A 16571-nucleotide genomic window follows, 5' to 3' on the forward strand; every position below is an offset into this window, starting at 1 on the left:
GCGCGTCACCAGTTCGTGCGCGTAGGCTGATCCTGTGGCGGATCTTCTGGTATGGATCGACTGTGAGATGACCGGGCTCGACCTGGGCAAAGATGCCCTGATCGAGGTGGCGGCGCTGGTCACCGATCCGGATCTCAACATCCTCGGTGAGGGCGTCGACCTCGTCATCCACGCCGACGACGCCGCGCTGGACGCGATGCCCGAGGTCGTGCGGGAGATGCATGCCAAGTCCGGCCTCACCGAAGAGGTGCGGCGGTCCACGGTCACGATGGCGGAGGCCGAGGAGGTCGTCCTGGCGTACGTGAAGCAGTTCGTGACCAGCCCGCGCACCGCCCCCCTCTGCGGCAACTCGATCGCGACCGACCGGGGTTTCCTGGCCCGCGACATGCCGACGCTGGACAGCTTCCTGCACTACCGCATGATCGACGTCTCGTCGCTCAAGGAGCTGGCCCGCCGCTGGTACCCGCGGGTGTACTTCGGGCAGCCCCAGAAGGGCCTGGCGCACCGCGCGCTCGCCGACATCCGGGAGAGCATCCGCGAGCTGGAGTACTACCGGCGCACGATGTTCGTGCCGCAGCCGGGACCGGACGTCGACCAGGCCCGGGCGATCGCCGCCGAGCTGTAGGTCCGCCGCGCCGCGCCGGGCGGTAACCCGGTCGACGGCGGGGTGGGGAGTCCGGCTATGCTTGTCCGGCGCCCGCTGCGGAGGTCATCCTCAGGCGGGGCATGGTGGTCGTAGCTCAGCTGGTAGAGCACCGGGTTGTGGTCCCGGGGGTCGCGGGTTCGAGTCCCGTCGATCACCCCAGAGAAAGTCCAAGGTCAGAGCGCCGGATCGCGAAAGCGGTCCGGCGCTCTGCCGTTCAGGTGTCCGATTTTGGGAGCAGGCTGGGAGCGGGTGCTCCGAGCGGGAGCGATCGGGGCCGGTTGGGGAGCGCCAGCAGGGCCGCGTTCAGCGCCGGGACCGCCGAAGAGGGCGACAGGGCGGCACGAGCCCGCAGCGATGCCATCCAGCGTTCCTGAAGGGCTCCGCAGAGTTCGGCCTCGGCCCTGCGGCGGCGTGTGCGGCTGGTCCGTCTCCGCTGCCGGCCATGGCGGCAGCGGCTTGCCGGGCCAGGGGTGCCGGTGGTCGACCAGGAATGCGTACCCATGTCCGGTGCACCATGGGATGCCCCCGGTGCCGCTGGCCTGTGCCACACAGTCGCATCTCAGCGGGACGCCTGAGGAGAGGTGACGCTTTAAGAGCCCATTGAGGAACGGCGGCGTCGCTACCGTCCGCATGGACCCGTCTTTCGGGCGACCGCCGTAGAACCGGCCGTTGAGTTCGTACAGCTTCCAATGCAGATCGATAGCGACGTCGACGACGGGGACGCTCAGAATCGTCGGATGTCGACGCCTCGCTGTTCCAGCGGCGGCAGGACGGCGTTCAGGAACTCGGCCTTGTCCTCGGAGCCCCCGCCGTACACCGCGGCCGGAATGATCATCGGCTGGTTCTCCGCGCCCACGTGTACGCCCTCGGTGGCGAAGATGGCGATCTGGGTCACCTGGTCCCAGCGGATCGTCCTGATGGCGCCTCGGGCCGTGCCCACCAGGCCGTGGTCGTAGATGTAGACCGCCATCCGAGCCCGGAGCAGTCCACGCACCGCCCGGATCAGGCCGATCAGTACGCCGGCGACCAGAACGATGAGCAGGCCACGGAGGATCGTCACCCAGCCGGCGTCGCCGAATGGAGTCAGGATCAGGTTGATCACGTACAGCGCGGCCGCCGAACCGATGGCCAGCGCGATGCCGTTCAGGGTTTCGCCGGCCGGGCCGGGTTCCCGCCGGGCCAGCCGTAACGCGCCGAGCCCGGCGGCGGCCGAGCGGACGCGGTCAGTCTCGAGCGCCGGCCGCCAGGTGGTCGTACCGTTGCCGTCCGACTCCGGTACGGGCGGCGCGGTGTGACCCGCTTGATTTGCCGAATCCTGCTCTGCCATGAATGTCCTTCCGAATGTCGGAGCGGCATCGGAGCCTAATGGGGCGTCGCTGCTCTGGCCAATCCCTGGCCGCTGGGTTCTGCTGTTGTCCACACCTGGACGAGATCAGCAAGATGTGCGCGTTGGGACGTTTGAGAACTACCTGCGCCCAGGCGTTTACGTAATGAAGCGAAACCCTTACGCCTCTCATGGTTCGGGACGAAGACCGTCGGTCACTGCGTGGAGCGAAGGTGGGAGCGGAATGCGCGTTCAGGTGCGGTCAGGTGCTGCGAAGATCGGCCTCGAGGCCTAGCTGACCTGCGAGGATGCCCGACATCGCGGGTTCCGCCCAATCGGTAACCTTGGTTGTGGTCCCGGGGGTCGCGGGTTCGAGTCCCGTCGATCAACCCAGATAAGTGCAGGTGAGAGACTCGATCGCGGAAGCGGTCGGGCCTTTCGTCGGCCCCGGCCGCTCCACCGATCGGGGTCCGCGCGCCACCGACTCGGCCGGTGACTCGTTGACAGCGCATGCCGGACGCGGGAGGGCCGCGGTTGCGCCCGTCGGACGACGAGTCGCTGTGCGAGCGGATGCGGCAGTCGGTGGCCGCCACGGTGACGTCGAGCGCGGGTGCCCTGCGCTCGGCCTCCGCGTCCACGATCGTCGGGGTGCTGGCCGTCGCCGCGCTCGCGCCCGTGGTCGCGGCGGCCGGGGGCGCGGGCGTCACCCTGGTGGCGGGCGTCGGGGTGGCCGGGTCGGTCGGGGCGAACATGCTCACCGCGGTCATCTCCGACGCGGTGCAGAAGCTGCGTGGGGGAGGCGCCGACGCGCGGGACGATCTCGTCGAGCGGATCGCGGTGGCGTTCCGTACCGAGGAGAACCGGGCGTTGCGCGCCGAGATCGTCGCCCTCTTCCAGAAGGCCGACCTGGCCAGCGCGGCCGTGCGCTCCGCCGCCGAGGGCGGCGACCGGGAGCTGCTGCCCCGGCTCGGCTTCGCCTTCGCCCAGCTCAGCGGCGAGTTCGGCGCCGCGCTTGCCGAGCTGACGGACGAGGTACGCCGGGAGGCCACCCGGCGCAGCGCCGACCGTGAGCGGTTCCGGCAGATGGCGGCCGACCTGGCCTGGCTGCGCGAGACGTTGCGGTGCCGCGCGGTGGTGCCGGAGCCCGGCGTCGAGCCGCGCCCTCGCTGGGAAGGCAATCCGTACCGGGGATTGCTGCCGTTCGGGGAGTACCACGCCGCGGTCTTCCACGGCCGCCGGGAACTGACCCGCCGCCTGGTCGTCCGGGCCGCGGAACAGCTCGACGCCGGCGGCCTGCTGCTGGTGGTGGGACCGTCCGGCGCCGGGAAGTCGTCGCTGCTGGAGGCTGGTCTGCTGTACGCCCTCGCGAACGACGAGGTGGCGGCCGGCTCGTCGGCCTGGCCCCGGCGGGTGATCACGCCGACCGCGGATCCGCTGCGGCATCTGGCCACCCACCTGGCCGACCTGGCCGGGACCGACGCCATCTCCGCTCATCACGCGGTGCGGGCCGAGCCGTGCGCGGCGCATCTGCTCGTACGGCAGGCCTTGCTGACCGTCCCGCAGTCCCGGCTGGTGCTCGTGGTCGACCAGTTCGAGGAGCTGTTCACCCTGGTGGACGACCAGGCGACCCGGCAGGCGTACCTGGGCGCGCTGCACAGCCTGGCCACCGAGCCGGCCCTGCCGGACGGCCGGCCGGGCGCGCTGGTCGTCGTCGGGATCCGGGGTGACTTTCTGGACCAGGCGATGGCGTGGCCGGCGGTGCGGGACGCGGTGGAGGCCGGCCCGTTCGGGGTCGGCGCGATGAGCGAGGCCGAGCTGCGCGCGGCGATCACCGGGCCGGCCGCCCAGGCGGGTGTCGCGGTCCCGGCCGCGCTCACCGACGCGATCGTCGAGGACCTGCGGGATCCGGGACTGCCGACCGGGTTCGACACCGGGGCGCTGCCGCTGTTGTCCCAGGCGCTGTTCCTGATGTGGCCGGACGGGCTGACCTTGGACGGCTACCGGACCACCGAAGGTGTCGCGGACATCGTCCGGTCCAGCGCCGACCGGGTCCACGAGTCGCTCACCGAGGCGCAGCGCGAGGTCGCCCGGCGGGTGTTCCAGTACCTCGTGGTGCATACCGACGGCCGGCCGGCGCGGCGGCCGGCGACCCGGCAGGAACTTCGTCTGACCGCCGGTGACGAGGGCCTGGACAAGGTGCTGGAGGTCTTCGCGGAGCGGCGGCTGCTGATCCTCGGCGACGACGATCAGGTGCACATCGCCCACGAGCAGCTCATCCAGTCGTGGCACACGCTGCGCAACTGGCTGGAGAGCAGCGCCGCCGACCGGGCGCTGCACCGGGAACTGGTGGAGCAGGCGTCGGCCTGGCACCGCGGGCGCGACCCGTCCTATCTGTACCGGGGCACCCGGCTGGCTGCCGCCTGGTACGCCACCGAGCGGACCGGGGCCGAGCCGGCGGTCGAGGAGTTTCTCACGGCGAGTAGCCGGCGCGAGCGGCGCAGGCGCCGGCTGAACCGGGCGACCGCGGCCGCGGTGGTCTTGCTGCTGGCGGGTGTGGTCGCCGGTGCCGTCCTGTACGACCGGCAGTCCTCCGTCGCGCTGTCCCGCAAGTTCGCCGCCCGGAGTCTGCTGCTGGGTCCGGAATCCTGGCTGAGCGCGCAGCGGCTGGCCTTGGCGGCGCTGCGCACGGCACCCACCGAGGAGGCGTACAAGGCGGTGAACGCCGTGCTCACCGGCTATCACAGCACCCTCGGGGTGGACGGCCCGGTGGAGGCCCTCGCATTCAGCCCGGACGGCCGGCACCTGGCGGCAAGCGGGTCCCGCGGCACGCGGATCTGGGATCGTGGCAGCGACCGGGTGGTCGCCGAGCTGCCTTCGGCGACCGATCTCGCGTTCAGCCGGGACAGCCGGCACCTCGTCGCCTTCGACAGCCTCGGCCCGGCGGAATTGTGGAAGGTCCCGGCGCCAGGGCAGGCCTGGACGAACCGTGCGGACGTCCTGCCGTTCGACTCGCGAGACCTGCCCCGGTTCGGCGGCTCGGCGGCACTCAGTCCCGGCGGTGACCGGGTTGTCGTCGAGACCCACGGCCGCACGGCGGACCTGTTCGACACCGGAACCAGGAGCCGCGTCGCATCCCTGCCGGCCGGGCCGGGCACCACCACGGCCGACGTCGCCTACAGCCCGGACGGCCGGTACATCGCCGTCGGCGACGGACGCGGCGCGATCCGGGTCTGGCACACGGCAACCCGCACGGCGGCGTATCCGGCGCTCACGGGCGGGACGGCGGACATCGTCCAGGTGCTCTTCACGCCGGACGGCAAGATCCTGCTGGCCCTGGCTTCCGATGGCTCGGTGTCCAGGTGGGACACGGTGACCGGCAGGGCCCGGGGTGTCCTCCCCGCGCCGCCCGGGAAGACCGCCGGGACCGACGTGGCGATCTCGCCGGACGGCCGGATGCTCGCGCTGGCCGGGGGCGGCGGGCCGCCCGAGCTGGTGGACGCCGCGACCGGGCGGCCTGCCGGGCCGCCGCTGACCGGGCCGCGCGACGACGCGACCCGGGTCGCCTTCAGCCCGGACGGCCGGATCCTCGCGGCCGGTGCGAACGGTGTCGTCCGGTTGTGGGATCTGGCCGGTCGCCGGCTGGTGGAGGCGGCGCCCGAGCTTCCGGCCGCGGTGCGTGCCCTGGCCTACAGCCCGGACGGTGCCCGGCTCGCGGTCGCCGACGACCGGGACCGCGTGCAGATCTTGGACGCGGCCACGATGCTTCCCTCCGGCCCGGTCCTGCGCACCAGCGCGGACGGCCTGGCGTTTCATCGCGACGGCGGGCTGCTGGCCGGTCGCGCCTACGGCGGCCTGACTCACCTCTGGGAACTGGGCGCCGGCAAGTCGCGGAAGAGGACGTCGGCGGGCGAGTCGAGATTCCCGGAGGAGCCGTTGCGGCGAACCGGGGTCGGGCTGGCCTACAGCCGCGACGGCCGGGTGCTGGCCATCGGCGGTGAAGACAGCCGTCCCTGGGTCTGGCGGCCCGACAGCGAGCCGGCGGCCGTGCCGCTGGCCGGGCACCGCGGCAACCTGGTCAGCCTGGCGCTGACGCCGGACGGGACGACGCTGATCACCGGGAGCGCCGGGCGGGTCGAGCGGTGGGACACCCGGACCCGGGCGGCGCGGGGTGACCCGCTCATCGACGAGGACGTCGACGACGTCGACGTGGAGTTCGGACGCGCCGAGTTCTACCGGGTGGCGCTCGACCCGAGCGGAACCCTGCTGGCCACCGCGTCCTCCTCGGGTTCCGTCCGGATCTGGTATACGCCCACCGGCTCGCCGGCCGGCCCCGAGTGGAAGGCCGGCGAGAGCGTGGACGGCGTGGCGTTCAGCCCGGACGGCCGGCAGCTCCTGGTCACCAGCGAGGAGGGCGCCGTGCTGTGGGATCCGCGTACCGGCCGGCGCCTCGGCGTACCGATGAGCAGGGCCCGCTGGCAGACGACCTTGTTCGCCTTCCGGCCGGACGGCCGCCGGCTGGCCACCGCCGACGGCCACGGCATCCAGATCTGGGACCCGGAGGTCTACCGGGATCCGGTGGGCAGCCTCTGCGCCCAGGCCGGCGACATGACCGAGCTGGACTGGGACCTCTACGCGCCGGAGGAGACCTCGTTCCGGAGCTGTGGTTGACGACGGCGGACGAAGAACGCCGTTGCGAATTCCACGGGGGAAGAACTCGCAACGGCGTGAGTCCTACCCTAATCGATGAAGTGTCAATCGTCCATATCGGCGGTCGAGATTGCCCCAACGGGCACCAGATCCCGGCCCGCGACGGCCGTGGCCCGGCGGGGCGCGCCGGTCGGCGCTTCCTCGATATTGCCGTACATCGATGAACACTTGCCGTGCGTGACCGAAATGTATCTATAGTGAGGTAGGTGGTGGGGGCAGGCCGGCTGAGGAAGGCTCATGGGTCGTGTGCGGCACATTCGACTAGGGAGCACATCGGAGCCGTCGTGGTGAGCCGGAACGGTGGTCCCCGGCCGGTGCACCCGATCCACTCCGGAAACGCGCGTGCGCCCGTGCACCACTCCGGACGCGGTCGTACGGCCCCGCCCGCGGTCGTCGCGGAGCTCACCGAGATCGTCGGCGCGCCGGAGCCCATCGCGGTCCGGGCGGAGGCCGTGCTCACCACCGTGCGGCACCGCTTCCGCTTCGACGCCGGCCGGATCAGCCTGCTGGACCCGGAGCGCCGGATCCAGCCCACGCTGGTCAGCTACGGCTATGACCAGCGGGTACAGGACTATCTGGAGGGGCGGGACCTCCTCCACGACGTCGAGGTCGTGGATCTGCACCGGCATCCGGCACCCGTACGGATCAGCTCGCTGCCCGTGCCGCCCGCCGAACTGCCGGTCTGGGCGGAGTATCTGCACCCGGCCGGCTTCCGGGAGGGGATCGCCGTACCGCTGCGCACCGCCGACGGCCGCTATCTCGGGTTGTTCGGAGCCTGCACCGAGACGGCCGCGCCGATCTGCGACGCGACGTGCCGGTTGCTGGCCCGCGTCGGCGGCCTGATCGCGCACGCCGTCGATCCGATGCGCACCATCGCCGCCATGGCCGCGATCGTCACCGACGCCGTGGCGGGCGTGATCCTCACCCGCGCGGGCAACACCGAGGACCTGCCCGGCCTGCCCCGGCACCGGCTGCTCGCGCCCGGGTCGCCCGTCCTCGAGGAGGCCATCGCCTGTTACCGCGACGGCGACAGTCGCGCCGGGTTTCTCACCCCCACCCGTCCGCCGGATCCGCCCGGCTATCTGAAGGCCACCATGCTCGCCTGCGGCGACGAGCTGCCGCACCATCTCACCGCCGTCGTCGTGCTGCATCCCGCCGGCGATCTGCGGCACCTGTCCCACCGGGAGATGGCCGTCCTCGGCCGCCTGATCACCGGCGGCACGCCGGACCAGATCGCGGCCGCCCTGCACATCCCGCTCTCGGCCGTCATCGTGGCGCTCGAGCAGGCGCGGACGAAGCTCGGCGCCCGCAGCACCGCGGCCGCCGTCATGCGCGCGGCCGACCTGGGCCTCTACCTGCCGCCCGCGACGGCATCCGGGTGCCCACCCGTACCCGAGTGAGCACCCGGAGCAGGACCGTCCGGTCAGGCGGTCGCCCGGCGGTACTTCTCCCACCAGGTGAACGCCGTGCGGTAGGCCGCCGGTGTGTCGTCGGCCGCGTGGTTGGCCAGCCCGTTACGACCGAAGTAGTAGTCGTGGATCTGCTGGGCGGCCGGCGCCGACAGGTCGGGGTCCGAGATCGCGACGGCGTGGATGTGGTGCGGCCAGGATCCCTGGGGCGGGGTACGCCACCAGGCGGCGAAGCCGACCGTTCGCAGCGCCCGTACCGTCTGCCAGCGCTGGGTGGTCGTCAGGTTCGCCACCGTGATGTCGACCGCGCCGCCGCCGTCGTGCGTGCCCGCGGAGGTCGGGTCGGACGTGCTGTACGAGCCCTGGTCGAGCGCCAGGTTCCAGGTCAGCCGGGCGTCGGCGGCGGCCAGCATGTCCCGGGTACGGGCGTTGACCTTCCGGCCGCCGTACGTGGTGGAGGAGCCGGCGGAGACGGCCCGGGTCACCGTGAACCGGCCGTCCCCGAGCTTGGCGAGCGACGTGGCGCCCGGGAGGCCGTTCGCGTCGATGCCCGAGAAACCGAGGGAACGCTGCCAGGCGGCGTACGCGGACCGGGTGGAGGTCCCGTAGTGTCCGTCGACCGCACTCGCCGCGAGCAGCCCCTTGGCGTTCAGGGCCCGCTCCACCTCCCGGACGTGGGCGGCCGCGCCGTCGGTGGCGCCGGTGCCGTCCTTCGGCGGGTCGACCTGGGCGGCGAGGAGGACCATCTCCATGTCGACCGCCGGAAGGGCCGAGGCCTCGCCGGCGACCAGCATGCCGGTGACGGTCGCCGCGATGCCGACCGCGGTGCCGCGCGACAGCAGCCACCGTCTCGAGCGGCCGGTTCTCGGTGCGTGCTGGTTCATGGCGCGCTCCCTCAGCTGCAGTGGACGCGGTCGTAGTGGCTGTAACCGCCGCCGCCGGACGTGTCGAAGCTGCCCCAGATGTCGATGCAGGAGTTCGGCGCGTGGACGTACAGCGGCCCGGCGAACTTGGTGAAGTGCTGGCCCGGCTTCTGGCCGTCGCTCTGCCAGGTGCCGCCGCTCTTACGGACCCCGACGGCGATGTCGTTGGACCAGCTGTGGATCACGTTGTCGTTCACCCGCGCCATGACGCAGTTGTAGCCGTTGGTCCGGTTGTAGTAGACGTCGATGTAGCCACCGGTGCGGGTCCGCCAGTCGATGGACCACGACTTCAGGAACGCGTAGGCGCTGCCGCACTGGTTCGTCCGCGGGATGGCCTGAGCCGGTGCGGCCGAGATCCCGACCACGCCGCTGCTGATCAGGGCGACGGCGCCGAGCGCGGCGGCGGTCCGGGCACGGAGGGACTTTCGCATGGTGGGAGCATCCGTTCTGTCTGGGAAGGAACTCCGACCACCACACCAGGAGCCGGCCCCGCGCAGTAGGTGGCGAAGCGGCCACCAATTCCTCCCCCCGCCGCGTCGCTCGAAGCCTTCGTCAAGAAAAGCTCAAGCCGCCGCCCGGCCGGTCGATGGTGCCGCTGCCAACTCGCCCGGCGCCCCGCCGTGGCGGCATGCCGCAAGGTGGTGCTCGCATGTCAGTCTCTTCGATCGGCTCGGGTGCGGCGCTGTGGGGCCACGTCATGGCCCCCGGCCAGGTGCGCGACCCGCAGGCGGAGCAGGCGCAGGTCAATGCCCAGGCCGACCTGCTGCAGGCGGTCCGCGGCGTCCAGGCCGGGACCGTCGTCGCCGCCCGGGTCACCGGCGGGACCGGGATCGACGTCTACGCGTGACGTCCCCCCGGCCCGGGTGACGTCTTCGGCGGTGGACGCCCTATCGGGCGACGCCCGAGACAAGCCCGGGATGAGCGGCGACGAACTGCGGCAGCGTGCCGTCCCGGACCGCGCGGAACATCTCGTACGCCTCCGGTTCCAGCTCCTCGCCGAGATATTGGCCGGCGCGGTGCACGCCGTGCCCCGGCGTCTTGATCATGGTGATCCGGTCGGGGCTGATCCCGCGCAGGGCCAGCGCCAGGTCGGTCGGACTGGCCGGCCCGGTCGTCATCGTCATCGCGTTGCCGGCTCGCCGGAGCACCGCGTCGAGCTTGATCGGGTTGGTCGCCAGGTTCTGCCGCTTGGCCTCCGCGGCGATCGCCGCGATGAACTCCTGCTGGTGGTGCTGGCGCCCGTAGTCGCTGCCCTTGACCGCCTTGCGCTGGCGCAGGTAGTCGATGGCCTCGGCGCCGGTCATCCGGTTGCAGCCCTTCGGGAACACCCGGTCGGTGTGTATCGAGCGGACCTGGGCGTCGACGCAGACGCGCAGCCCGCCGAGCGCCCGGATCACGTCGGCGAAACCGTAGAAGTCGACGAGCACCGCAGCGTCCAGCCCGGGCAGGCCGGTCAGCCGCTTGACCGTGGCGGCCAGCAGCCGGCCGCCCCGGGCCCGGTCCTGGTCCAGCCCGGACCCGTACGCGAAGGAGCTGTTGAGCCGGTCGCGGCCGCCCTGGAAACCGACCTCGGGCAGCGCCGGGATGTCGACCAGGGTGTCCCGCGGCAGCGAGAACAGGTACGCGCGATCCTTGCTCTTCGGCACGTGCAGGACGATCACGGTGTCCGACCGGATCGTGCCGGTGGACCCCTTCCGCCAGTCGATGCCGATCAGCAGGATGGTGAGCGGCTTGTCGAGGCTCCAGCCGTCCGGGTCCATGCGGTAGGCGGCCGCGTCGCCGAGCAGGTCGGCGCGCTGGATGGAGTTCTCGTACCGGTGGCGCAGGGCCGTGGTGACCACCGCCGTCGTGCCGCTCATCGCGACCAGCACGACGCCGGTCCACAGGGTGATCCGGGCCCACAGCGGGCCCTTGTCGCGCCCGAGCCGCCGCAGCCGGACCCGCCGCTGGATGCGCGCGGCGCGGGAGTCGGCCGAGGGAGCGTTCGGGACGAGAGCCGCCGCACGCCCGGTGCGCGGCGTGACGTGCCAGCGCAGCCGGCTGCCGATCAGTGCGGTCACCGCCGACTGGATCGTCACCAGATAGATGAGCTGCCGGTAACCGATCTGCTGCAACGGCAGTGACCACAGCGGACCGGCCGGCTCCCGGTCGAGGCGGAACGCGTAGACGGCGACCAGGAACTGGGCGAGGTGGATGCCGAGCCAGAGCACCGCGATCCAGCCGGCCGGCTCGAACAGCAGCGACCAGAGCAGGTAGATGTCGACGGCCGGGGCCAGCATGGGCTGCAGGACCTGGAAGATGGCGACGTAGACCGAGCCACGGCGGCCGAGCCGGCCGCCGGCACCGCGTTCGCGCAGCGCGGCCCGGTGCTTCCACATCGCCTGCATGGTGCCGTAGCACCACCGGTAGCGTTGCCGCCACAGCCCGGCCCAGGTGCTCGGCGCCTCGGTCCAGGCGCAGGCCTTGTCGTCGTAGACCACCCGCCATCCGGCCCGGCAGATGGCCATCGTGATGTCGGTGTCCTCGGCCAGCGTGTCGGTGTCGAAACCGCCGGCCGCCTCCAGCGCGGCCCGGCGGAAGGCCCCGAGGGCGCCGGGCACGGTCATCATGCAGCCGGCGGTCTCGAACACCCGGCGGTCCAGGTTGAACGCGACGACGTACTCCACGTGCTGCCAGCGGCCGATCACGCCGGTACGGTTCGCGACCTTGGCGTTGCCGGCGACCGCGCCCACCCCCGCGTCGGCGAACCGCCGGACGAGCAGCTCGATGGTGTCCGGCTCGACGATCGTGTCGCCGTCGATCAGCACCAGGATGTCGTGACGCGCCTCCGCGACGCCGGTACGCAACGCGGCCGCCTTGCCCCGGTTCGCCCGGCGCAGGACGCGTACGCCGGGCCGGCCGAGCCCCTCCACCAGGGCCGCGGTGTCGTCGGTCGATCCGTCGTCGACGACCACGATCTCCAGGTCGGGATAGCCGGTGGCGAGCAGCGACTCGACGGTGGCGACGATGTTGGCGGCCTCGTTGTGCGCCGGCACGATCACCGACACCGGCGCGCGGAACGGTGGCGGCGTCCGGCGCGAGCGGCGGGAGTGCCGCCACGCGCAGAAGGTCTGGATCAGCATGCGGGTGCCGGCGAGCACGGTCGCGAAGATCATGAGGGCGAAGAGGGCGTCGCCCACCAGGCCGGCGCCGTGCTGCGCGATCGCGAACGCCTGACCGTGCACGCGCATGCGCTGTGGCGCCTGCGTGGTGGCGGGCAGGTCCGGCAGGGCGTCCGAGAGGGTGACGCTCTGCCGCCCCTGTGCGGCGAGCTGCGGCAGCAGCAGGTCCAGCGCCGCGACGGTCTGCCGCCGGTCGCCGCCGCCGTCGTGCATCAGCACGATCGTTCCGGCGTCCCCGCGGGGCAGGGCGGCGTCGACGATCCACCGGGTGCCCGGGCGGCGCCAGTCGTTGGTGTCCCGGTCCGCGAGCACCGTGACGTAGCCGTCGCGCCCGGCGGCCCGGATCAGGTCGAGGCCGCGTTGGTCGACGCGGGCCGCCGATGCCAGGTAGGGCGGCCGGAACAGGCGGACGTCGCGGCCGGTGGCGTGGGCGACCGCGTTGCGCGTCAAGGCGAACTCGATCCGGCGCCGGCTCGGCGACATCGCCGACAGGTCGTGATGGGTGAAGGAGTGCAGGCCCAGCTGATGGCCCTCGGCGAGGATCCGGCGTACCAGCTCGGGATGCTTGTTCACCTGGGCGCCCACCACGAAGAACGTGGCCTTGGCGCCGTGCCGGCGCAGCGCGTCGAGGATCTGCGGCGTCCACACCGGATCCGGGCCGTCGTCGAAGGTCAGGGCGACGGCCCGGGCGGGGAGCCGCCGGGCGCTCAACCGTTCGTCCTCGGACCGGATGACCGGCCCGGAGAGACCCGACGCCTTGTCGACGATCTCCGTCTTGCCGGGCTGCACGGTGCCGCCGCCGGTCGTCGTGGTGTACGCGTTGACACTCAGAGTGATCATCAGGGCGGTCACGGCCAGCGCGAAGATCACCCAGTGCGCGCGGGGACGATCGGCGCTTCGCCTGCGCCCCACCCATGAGCTCAGGACGGTGCCGCCGCGACGACGACGCTCACCACGATGATGGCGAGCCAGGCGGTGAGCGCGGCCGCCACGAGTACGCCGGCCGCGCCCAGCAGCCGGCGTCGCGCCCCCCGCCGATCGACGAACACACCCGGTCGTAGCAGGCCGAGCACCTGCGTGTCGCTTGTCTGTTCCCAGTTCCCCCGTTGCACGCGGCGATGGTAGTCATTGATGCCCACCGGTGCCCTTCAAGAGCCGGAGACGATCGACACACAGCGATCAGCAACCATCCGACCGCGCCCAGTGATCAGTGGCCGGTCTTTTGCGGCTCGGGCGGCAGACGACCGGTTCAGGCCGACACGGCGGCTATGACCAGTGCCAGCAGCAGCGAGTCCACCCGGTCCAACAGGCCGCCCGAGCCCGCCAGCCAGCTCGCGGAGTCCTTGGCGCCCAGCCCCCGTTTGAGCATCGACTCCACCAGGTCGCCCAGCGGGGCGCCGAGCACCACCGCGGTGATCAGAGGCAGGGTCCCGGCGCCCAGGGCGACCAGCGTGGCGGCCCCGGCGATCGCGCCGGTCAGGGCGCCGCTCCACCGCTTGGCCGGGGAGAGAGGTGACAGGCGCGGGCCGCCGAGCCGCCGTCCGCCGACGTAGGCGGCCACGTCGGCGACCGAGACGGCCACGAACAGCACCAGCGCCGTGGGGCCGAGTACCACGACCAGGGCCAGTGGCGCCAGCCAGAGCACGCCGAACGCGCCGTGGGTCAGCCGGCGGAAGCCGTCGGCGCCGTCGCCGGCGAGGAGCGGCACGAGCGCCACCGCCAGCATCCCGACGGCGAGCAGCCGCGGCAGCCACGCCGGTTCGAGCCAGGCCGCGACCACCGTCGCGAGGACCACGGCAGTGAGCACCACCCGGTCGGGCCGGGGCAGGGCCGCCAGTCGGGCGTACTCGGCGGCACACACGACGGCGACCAGACCGGCCAGGGCGGCGGTGCCCGGCGGACCCAGCAGGAAGGCGCCGACGACGACCGGGACACCGACCGCCCACGCGCACCACCGCAGGAGCAACTCGCGCCGGCGGGACACCAGCACGACCGCCCCGGCAGCGAGCAGCCCGCCGCCGAGATAGGGCACCAGGTGGCGGGCGCCGGTCATGCCCGCCCCGGCGCGGCGCCCGCGCGGGGCGAGCCCGCCGGCGACAACGTCCGCAGCGCCTCGGCCACCACGTCGACGATCCGCGCGTTGGCGGCCGTGTCGCGCACGGCCACCCGCACGGTACGCCCCTCGAACGCCGGCGACACCGGGGACAGGTCGCGCAGGAAGACACCGTGGCGCCGGCATTCGCGTACCAGGCGGGGCGCGCCCGGACCGTGCGGCGGCAGCGTCATCAGCACGAAGTTGGCCAGCGCCTGTTCCACTTCGACGCCCGGACCGGTCCCGGCGAGGCCGGCCGCCAGCTCGGCGCGCAGGGTCGCCGTCTGCGCCCAGCGACCGGCGTAGTACCGCGGGTCCTGCAGCGCGCGGACCGCCGCCAGCTGCGCGGGCAGGCTCACCGCCCACGGCGGCGTCCACCGCCGGATCTCGGCGGCGATCGGCTCCGCCGCCACCAGGTACGCCGCGCGCATCCCGGACAGCGCGTACGCCTTCGACAGCGACTTGCACACCACGACGTTCGGCCGGCCGGCCGCGTACGCCTCCAGCGACTGCCCGGCACCGGCGTAGTCCACGTACGCCTCGTCCACCCAGACCCGGGTCCGCTCGCTCGCCTCGTCGAGCAGCCGGCGCAGCTGGCCGGCCGGGAGCAGGCGGCCCGTGGGGTTGTTCGGATTGACCAGTACGACCAGGTCGGGGCCGTCGCGCAGGGCGGCGCGCAGCGCGTCCGGGTCGATGCGCCAGCCGTCGGCACGCCGCACCGGCAACCACCGCACCCGGCACCCGGCGACCCTGCTCACCACGTGGGCGTACTCGCCGTAGCTCGGGTCGACGAGCAGGACGCTGCTCGTGGGGTCCAGCCACCCGCGGAACGCCCGGAAGATGAGATCGGAGGAGCCGGCCCCGACGGCGACGGTGCCGGGCGCCAGGCCGCGGCGCGTCGCGATCTCGGCGACCAGACCCTCGGCGCCGGTCGGCGGCGAGGTACGCGCGCTCCAGGCCGGGTCCTCCGCCAGTGCGGCCACGACCCCCGGCGCGGGCGGGAACCAGGCGTCGAGCACATCCGCGGCGACGATCTCGTGCCGGCGGTGCAGCGTCGCGAAATCCGCGCCCAATGCGTCGAACGAGGCGCCGCCGTGCTCGCACGCGCCCGCACCGGGCAGCATCGGCACGTCCAGCTCCCAGCGCACGGCGCCCGCCATCCGGCGCAGCAGCCCGCCGTACCGGGAGAGGGCCCGGTCGGCCAGGTCGGACACGGCGCCCTCCAGCACCTCGAAGGTCACCGCCCCCCGCGGTGATGCGCCGGCCGACGGCCCGCAGCCCCACGGCCCGGTACATGTCGAGGATCTCGGTGCGCCCCATGGCGACCACCCGCCGGCCGCCGCGGGAAGTGATCCAGCGCAGTGCCGCCCACATGAGCGCCGGTGCGGCGAGGCAGCCCCGCCGCCGCGCGGTGACGGTGAGGACCCGGATCTCGAACGGGTCGTCCGCGACCAGTCTCTCGTCGCGGGGAACGTACTTCTCCAGGGAGTAGCGGCCCCACCAGGGCGGCGTGACGCTGACGAAGCCGACGCGCTCGGACCCGTACGCCGCGACGAGGTAGACGTTCCCCGCGTCGAGCCCGTCGGTGATCATGCCGCCGGGCTGGGGCGAATGCTGGCCCAGCTCGGCGGCGTAGACGTCGTGGCGGACCCGGTAGATCCACCGCCGGTCGGCGGCGGTCGCGGCTCGCAGTTCCAGCATGGGTGTGTGCATGCGCTGCCTCCTGGCTGCTCGGGCCGTTCAGCCTCGGGCATCGCCGCGCCGCATGACATGAGTACCCGTACCGGAATCGTGGAGGTCACTCCACCGGGACGGTCATCGCCCGGCGGCCTGGCGCAGCATCGCGTCGATCTCGGGGTCGGGCATGAGCTCCCGCACCTCCTGCGCGCAGCGGCAAGCGGCGGCGATCTTGGCAGCCCACGCCAGCGCCTCCTCGCGTGCGGCCACGTCGACGACCACGAGCCCGCCGATGACTTCCTTGGTCTCCGGATAAGGCCCGTCGGTGACGCTTCCGTCCATGGCCACGACGCTCGCCCTCTGCCTCTGCAGTCCGCCGCCGAACACCCACACGCCGGCGTTCATGGCCTCCTGGATCACCGCGTGCGCGGCCCTGCCCACGTCGGGCAGGTCCTGCTCGGGAATGTGGTCCATCGCGCCGTCGTCGAACGAGATCACGTACCGCGTCATCGCATGGCTCCCTGGTCGCGGCGGCCTCCGGCGGCCACCTGTCGTGTGTTCTACGAACGACCCGCCCCGGAATCGACGCCATGCCGGGAAGTTCTTCGCGGGATCTCCGCCGCGCGGCGCCC

General features: G+C 72.8%; 12 protein-coding genes and 1 tRNA gene. 5 read left to right on the top strand and 8 right to left on the bottom strand.

Going from position 1 to position 16571, the window contains the following annotated elements:
* The first annotated feature begins 34 nt into the window (after positions 1 to 34).
* Together orn and IEY99_RS26630 are read left to right on the top strand one after the other, a co-directional pair.
* The gene (orn, locus tag IEY99_RS26625) at positions 35 to 625 is read left to right on the top strand and encodes an oligoribonuclease (RefSeq protein WP_189206832.1); all 591 of its coding nucleotides are present in this window, start codon (positions 35 to 37) and stop codon (positions 623 to 625) included.
* A 104-nt stretch (positions 626 to 729) separates the two neighbouring features.
* Positions 730 to 805 (top strand) — tRNA-His (locus tag IEY99_RS26630).
* A 565-nt stretch (positions 806 to 1370) separates the two neighbouring features.
* Here IEY99_RS26630 and IEY99_RS26635 read toward each other — a convergent pair.
* Positions 1371 to 1973 carry a hypothetical protein gene (locus IEY99_RS26635; protein ID WP_189206833.1) on the bottom strand — a complete coding sequence of 201 codons (603 nt, stop codon included), beginning with the start codon at positions 1971 to 1973 and terminating at the stop codon, positions 1371 to 1373.
* Between the two features lie 507 nt (positions 1974 to 2480).
* Between IEY99_RS26635 and IEY99_RS35000 the strand changes: the two genes are divergently transcribed.
* Both IEY99_RS35000 and IEY99_RS26645 read left to right on the top strand, forming a co-directional pair.
* On the top strand, positions 2481 to 6638 hold the full coding sequence (locus IEY99_RS35000; RefSeq protein ID WP_189206834.1) for an nSTAND1 domain-containing NTPase: 4158 nt from the start codon (positions 2481 to 2483) through the stop codon (positions 6636 to 6638).
* A 389-nt stretch (positions 6639 to 7027) separates the two neighbouring features.
* Entirely contained in the window at positions 7028 to 8077 is a 1050-nt protein-coding gene (locus IEY99_RS26645) for a helix-turn-helix transcriptional regulator (protein WP_194505978.1), read from the top strand.
* 23 nt (positions 8078 to 8100) lie between these two features.
* On the opposite strand, the gene IEY99_RS26650 is transcribed toward IEY99_RS26645, so the two are convergent.
* Together IEY99_RS26650 and IEY99_RS26655 are read right to left on the bottom strand one after the other, a co-directional pair.
* A complete protein-coding gene (locus tag IEY99_RS26650) occupies positions 8101 to 8970 on the bottom strand; it encodes a peptidoglycan-binding protein (RefSeq protein ID WP_189206836.1) in 870 nt (289 codons plus the stop codon).
* Positions 8971 to 8981: 11 nt separating this feature from the next.
* Complete coding sequence (locus IEY99_RS26655) at positions 8982 to 9440, bottom strand: hypothetical protein (protein ID WP_189206837.1); 459 nt, start codon at positions 9438 to 9440, stop codon at positions 8982 to 8984.
* A gap of 218 nt (positions 9441 to 9658) precedes the next feature.
* On the opposite strand from IEY99_RS26655, the gene IEY99_RS26660 reads away from it, so the two are divergent.
* A complete protein-coding gene (locus IEY99_RS26660; RefSeq protein ID WP_189206838.1) occupies positions 9659 to 9856 on the top strand; it encodes a hypothetical protein in 198 nt (65 codons plus the stop codon).
* A gap of 40 nt (positions 9857 to 9896) precedes the next feature.
* Here the strand turns inward: IEY99_RS26660 and IEY99_RS26665 are convergent, their stop codons facing one another.
* From IEY99_RS26665 to IEY99_RS26685, 5 genes are all read right to left on the bottom strand, one after another.
* Positions 9897 to 13082, bottom strand: coding sequence for an LCP family glycopolymer transferase (locus IEY99_RS26665; RefSeq protein ID WP_189206839.1), 3186 nt, complete (start codon positions 13080 to 13082; stop codon positions 9897 to 9899).
* Between the two features lie 8 nt (positions 13083 to 13090).
* The gene (locus tag IEY99_RS26670) at positions 13091 to 13282 is read right to left on the bottom strand and encodes a hypothetical protein (protein ID WP_189206840.1); all 192 of its coding nucleotides are present in this window, start codon (positions 13280 to 13282) and stop codon (positions 13091 to 13093) included.
* Positions 13283 to 13419: 137 nt separating this feature from the next.
* Complete coding sequence (locus IEY99_RS26675; protein ID WP_189206841.1) at positions 13420 to 14223, bottom strand: phosphatidate cytidylyltransferase; 804 nt, start codon at positions 14221 to 14223, stop codon at positions 13420 to 13422.
* Positions 14220 to 15503, bottom strand: a complete 1284-nt coding sequence (locus tag IEY99_RS26680; RefSeq protein WP_229799276.1) for a pyridoxal phosphate-dependent aminotransferase — start codon at positions 15501 to 15503, stop codon at positions 14220 to 14222. Before IEY99_RS26680 ends, IEY99_RS26675 begins: the two co-directional genes overlap by 4 nt.
* Before the next feature lie 574 nt (positions 15504 to 16077).
* Entirely contained in the window at positions 16078 to 16449 is a 372-nt protein-coding gene (locus tag IEY99_RS26685) for a YciI family protein (protein WP_189206842.1), read from the bottom strand.
* Positions 16450 to 16571 lie beyond the last annotated feature (122 nt).

Source organism: Couchioplanes azureus, assembly GCF_014648355.1.
In the GTDB taxonomy this organism is placed as follows: Bacteria; Actinomycetota; Actinomycetes; order Mycobacteriales; family Micromonosporaceae; genus Actinoplanes; species Actinoplanes azureus.

Excerpts from the sequence above, each read along its gene's own strand:
- IEY99_RS26650 (WP_189206836.1), bottom strand. The coding sequence starts at position 8,970 with ATGAACCAGCACGCACCGAGAACCGGCCGCTCGAGACGGTGGCTGCTG.
- IEY99_RS26675 (WP_189206841.1), bottom strand. The coding sequence starts at position 14,223 with ATGACCGGCGCCCGCCACCTGGTGCCCTATCTCGGCGGCGGGCTGCTC.
- IEY99_RS35000 (WP_189206834.1), top strand. The coding sequence starts at position 2,481 with ATGCCGGACGCGGGAGGGCCGCGGTTGCGCCCGTCGGACGACGAGTCG.
- IEY99_RS26635 (WP_189206833.1), bottom strand. The coding sequence starts at position 1,973 with ATGGCAGAGCAGGATTCGGCAAATCAAGCGGGTCACACCGCGCCGCCC.
- IEY99_RS26685 (WP_189206842.1), bottom strand. The coding sequence starts at position 16,449 with ATGACGCGGTACGTGATCTCGTTCGACGACGGCGCGATGGACCACATT.
- IEY99_RS26660 (WP_189206838.1), top strand. The coding sequence starts at position 9,659 with ATGTCAGTCTCTTCGATCGGCTCGGGTGCGGCGCTGTGGGGCCACGTC.
- IEY99_RS26655 (WP_189206837.1), bottom strand. The coding sequence starts at position 9,440 with ATGCGAAAGTCCCTCCGTGCCCGGACCGCCGCCGCGCTCGGCGCCGTC.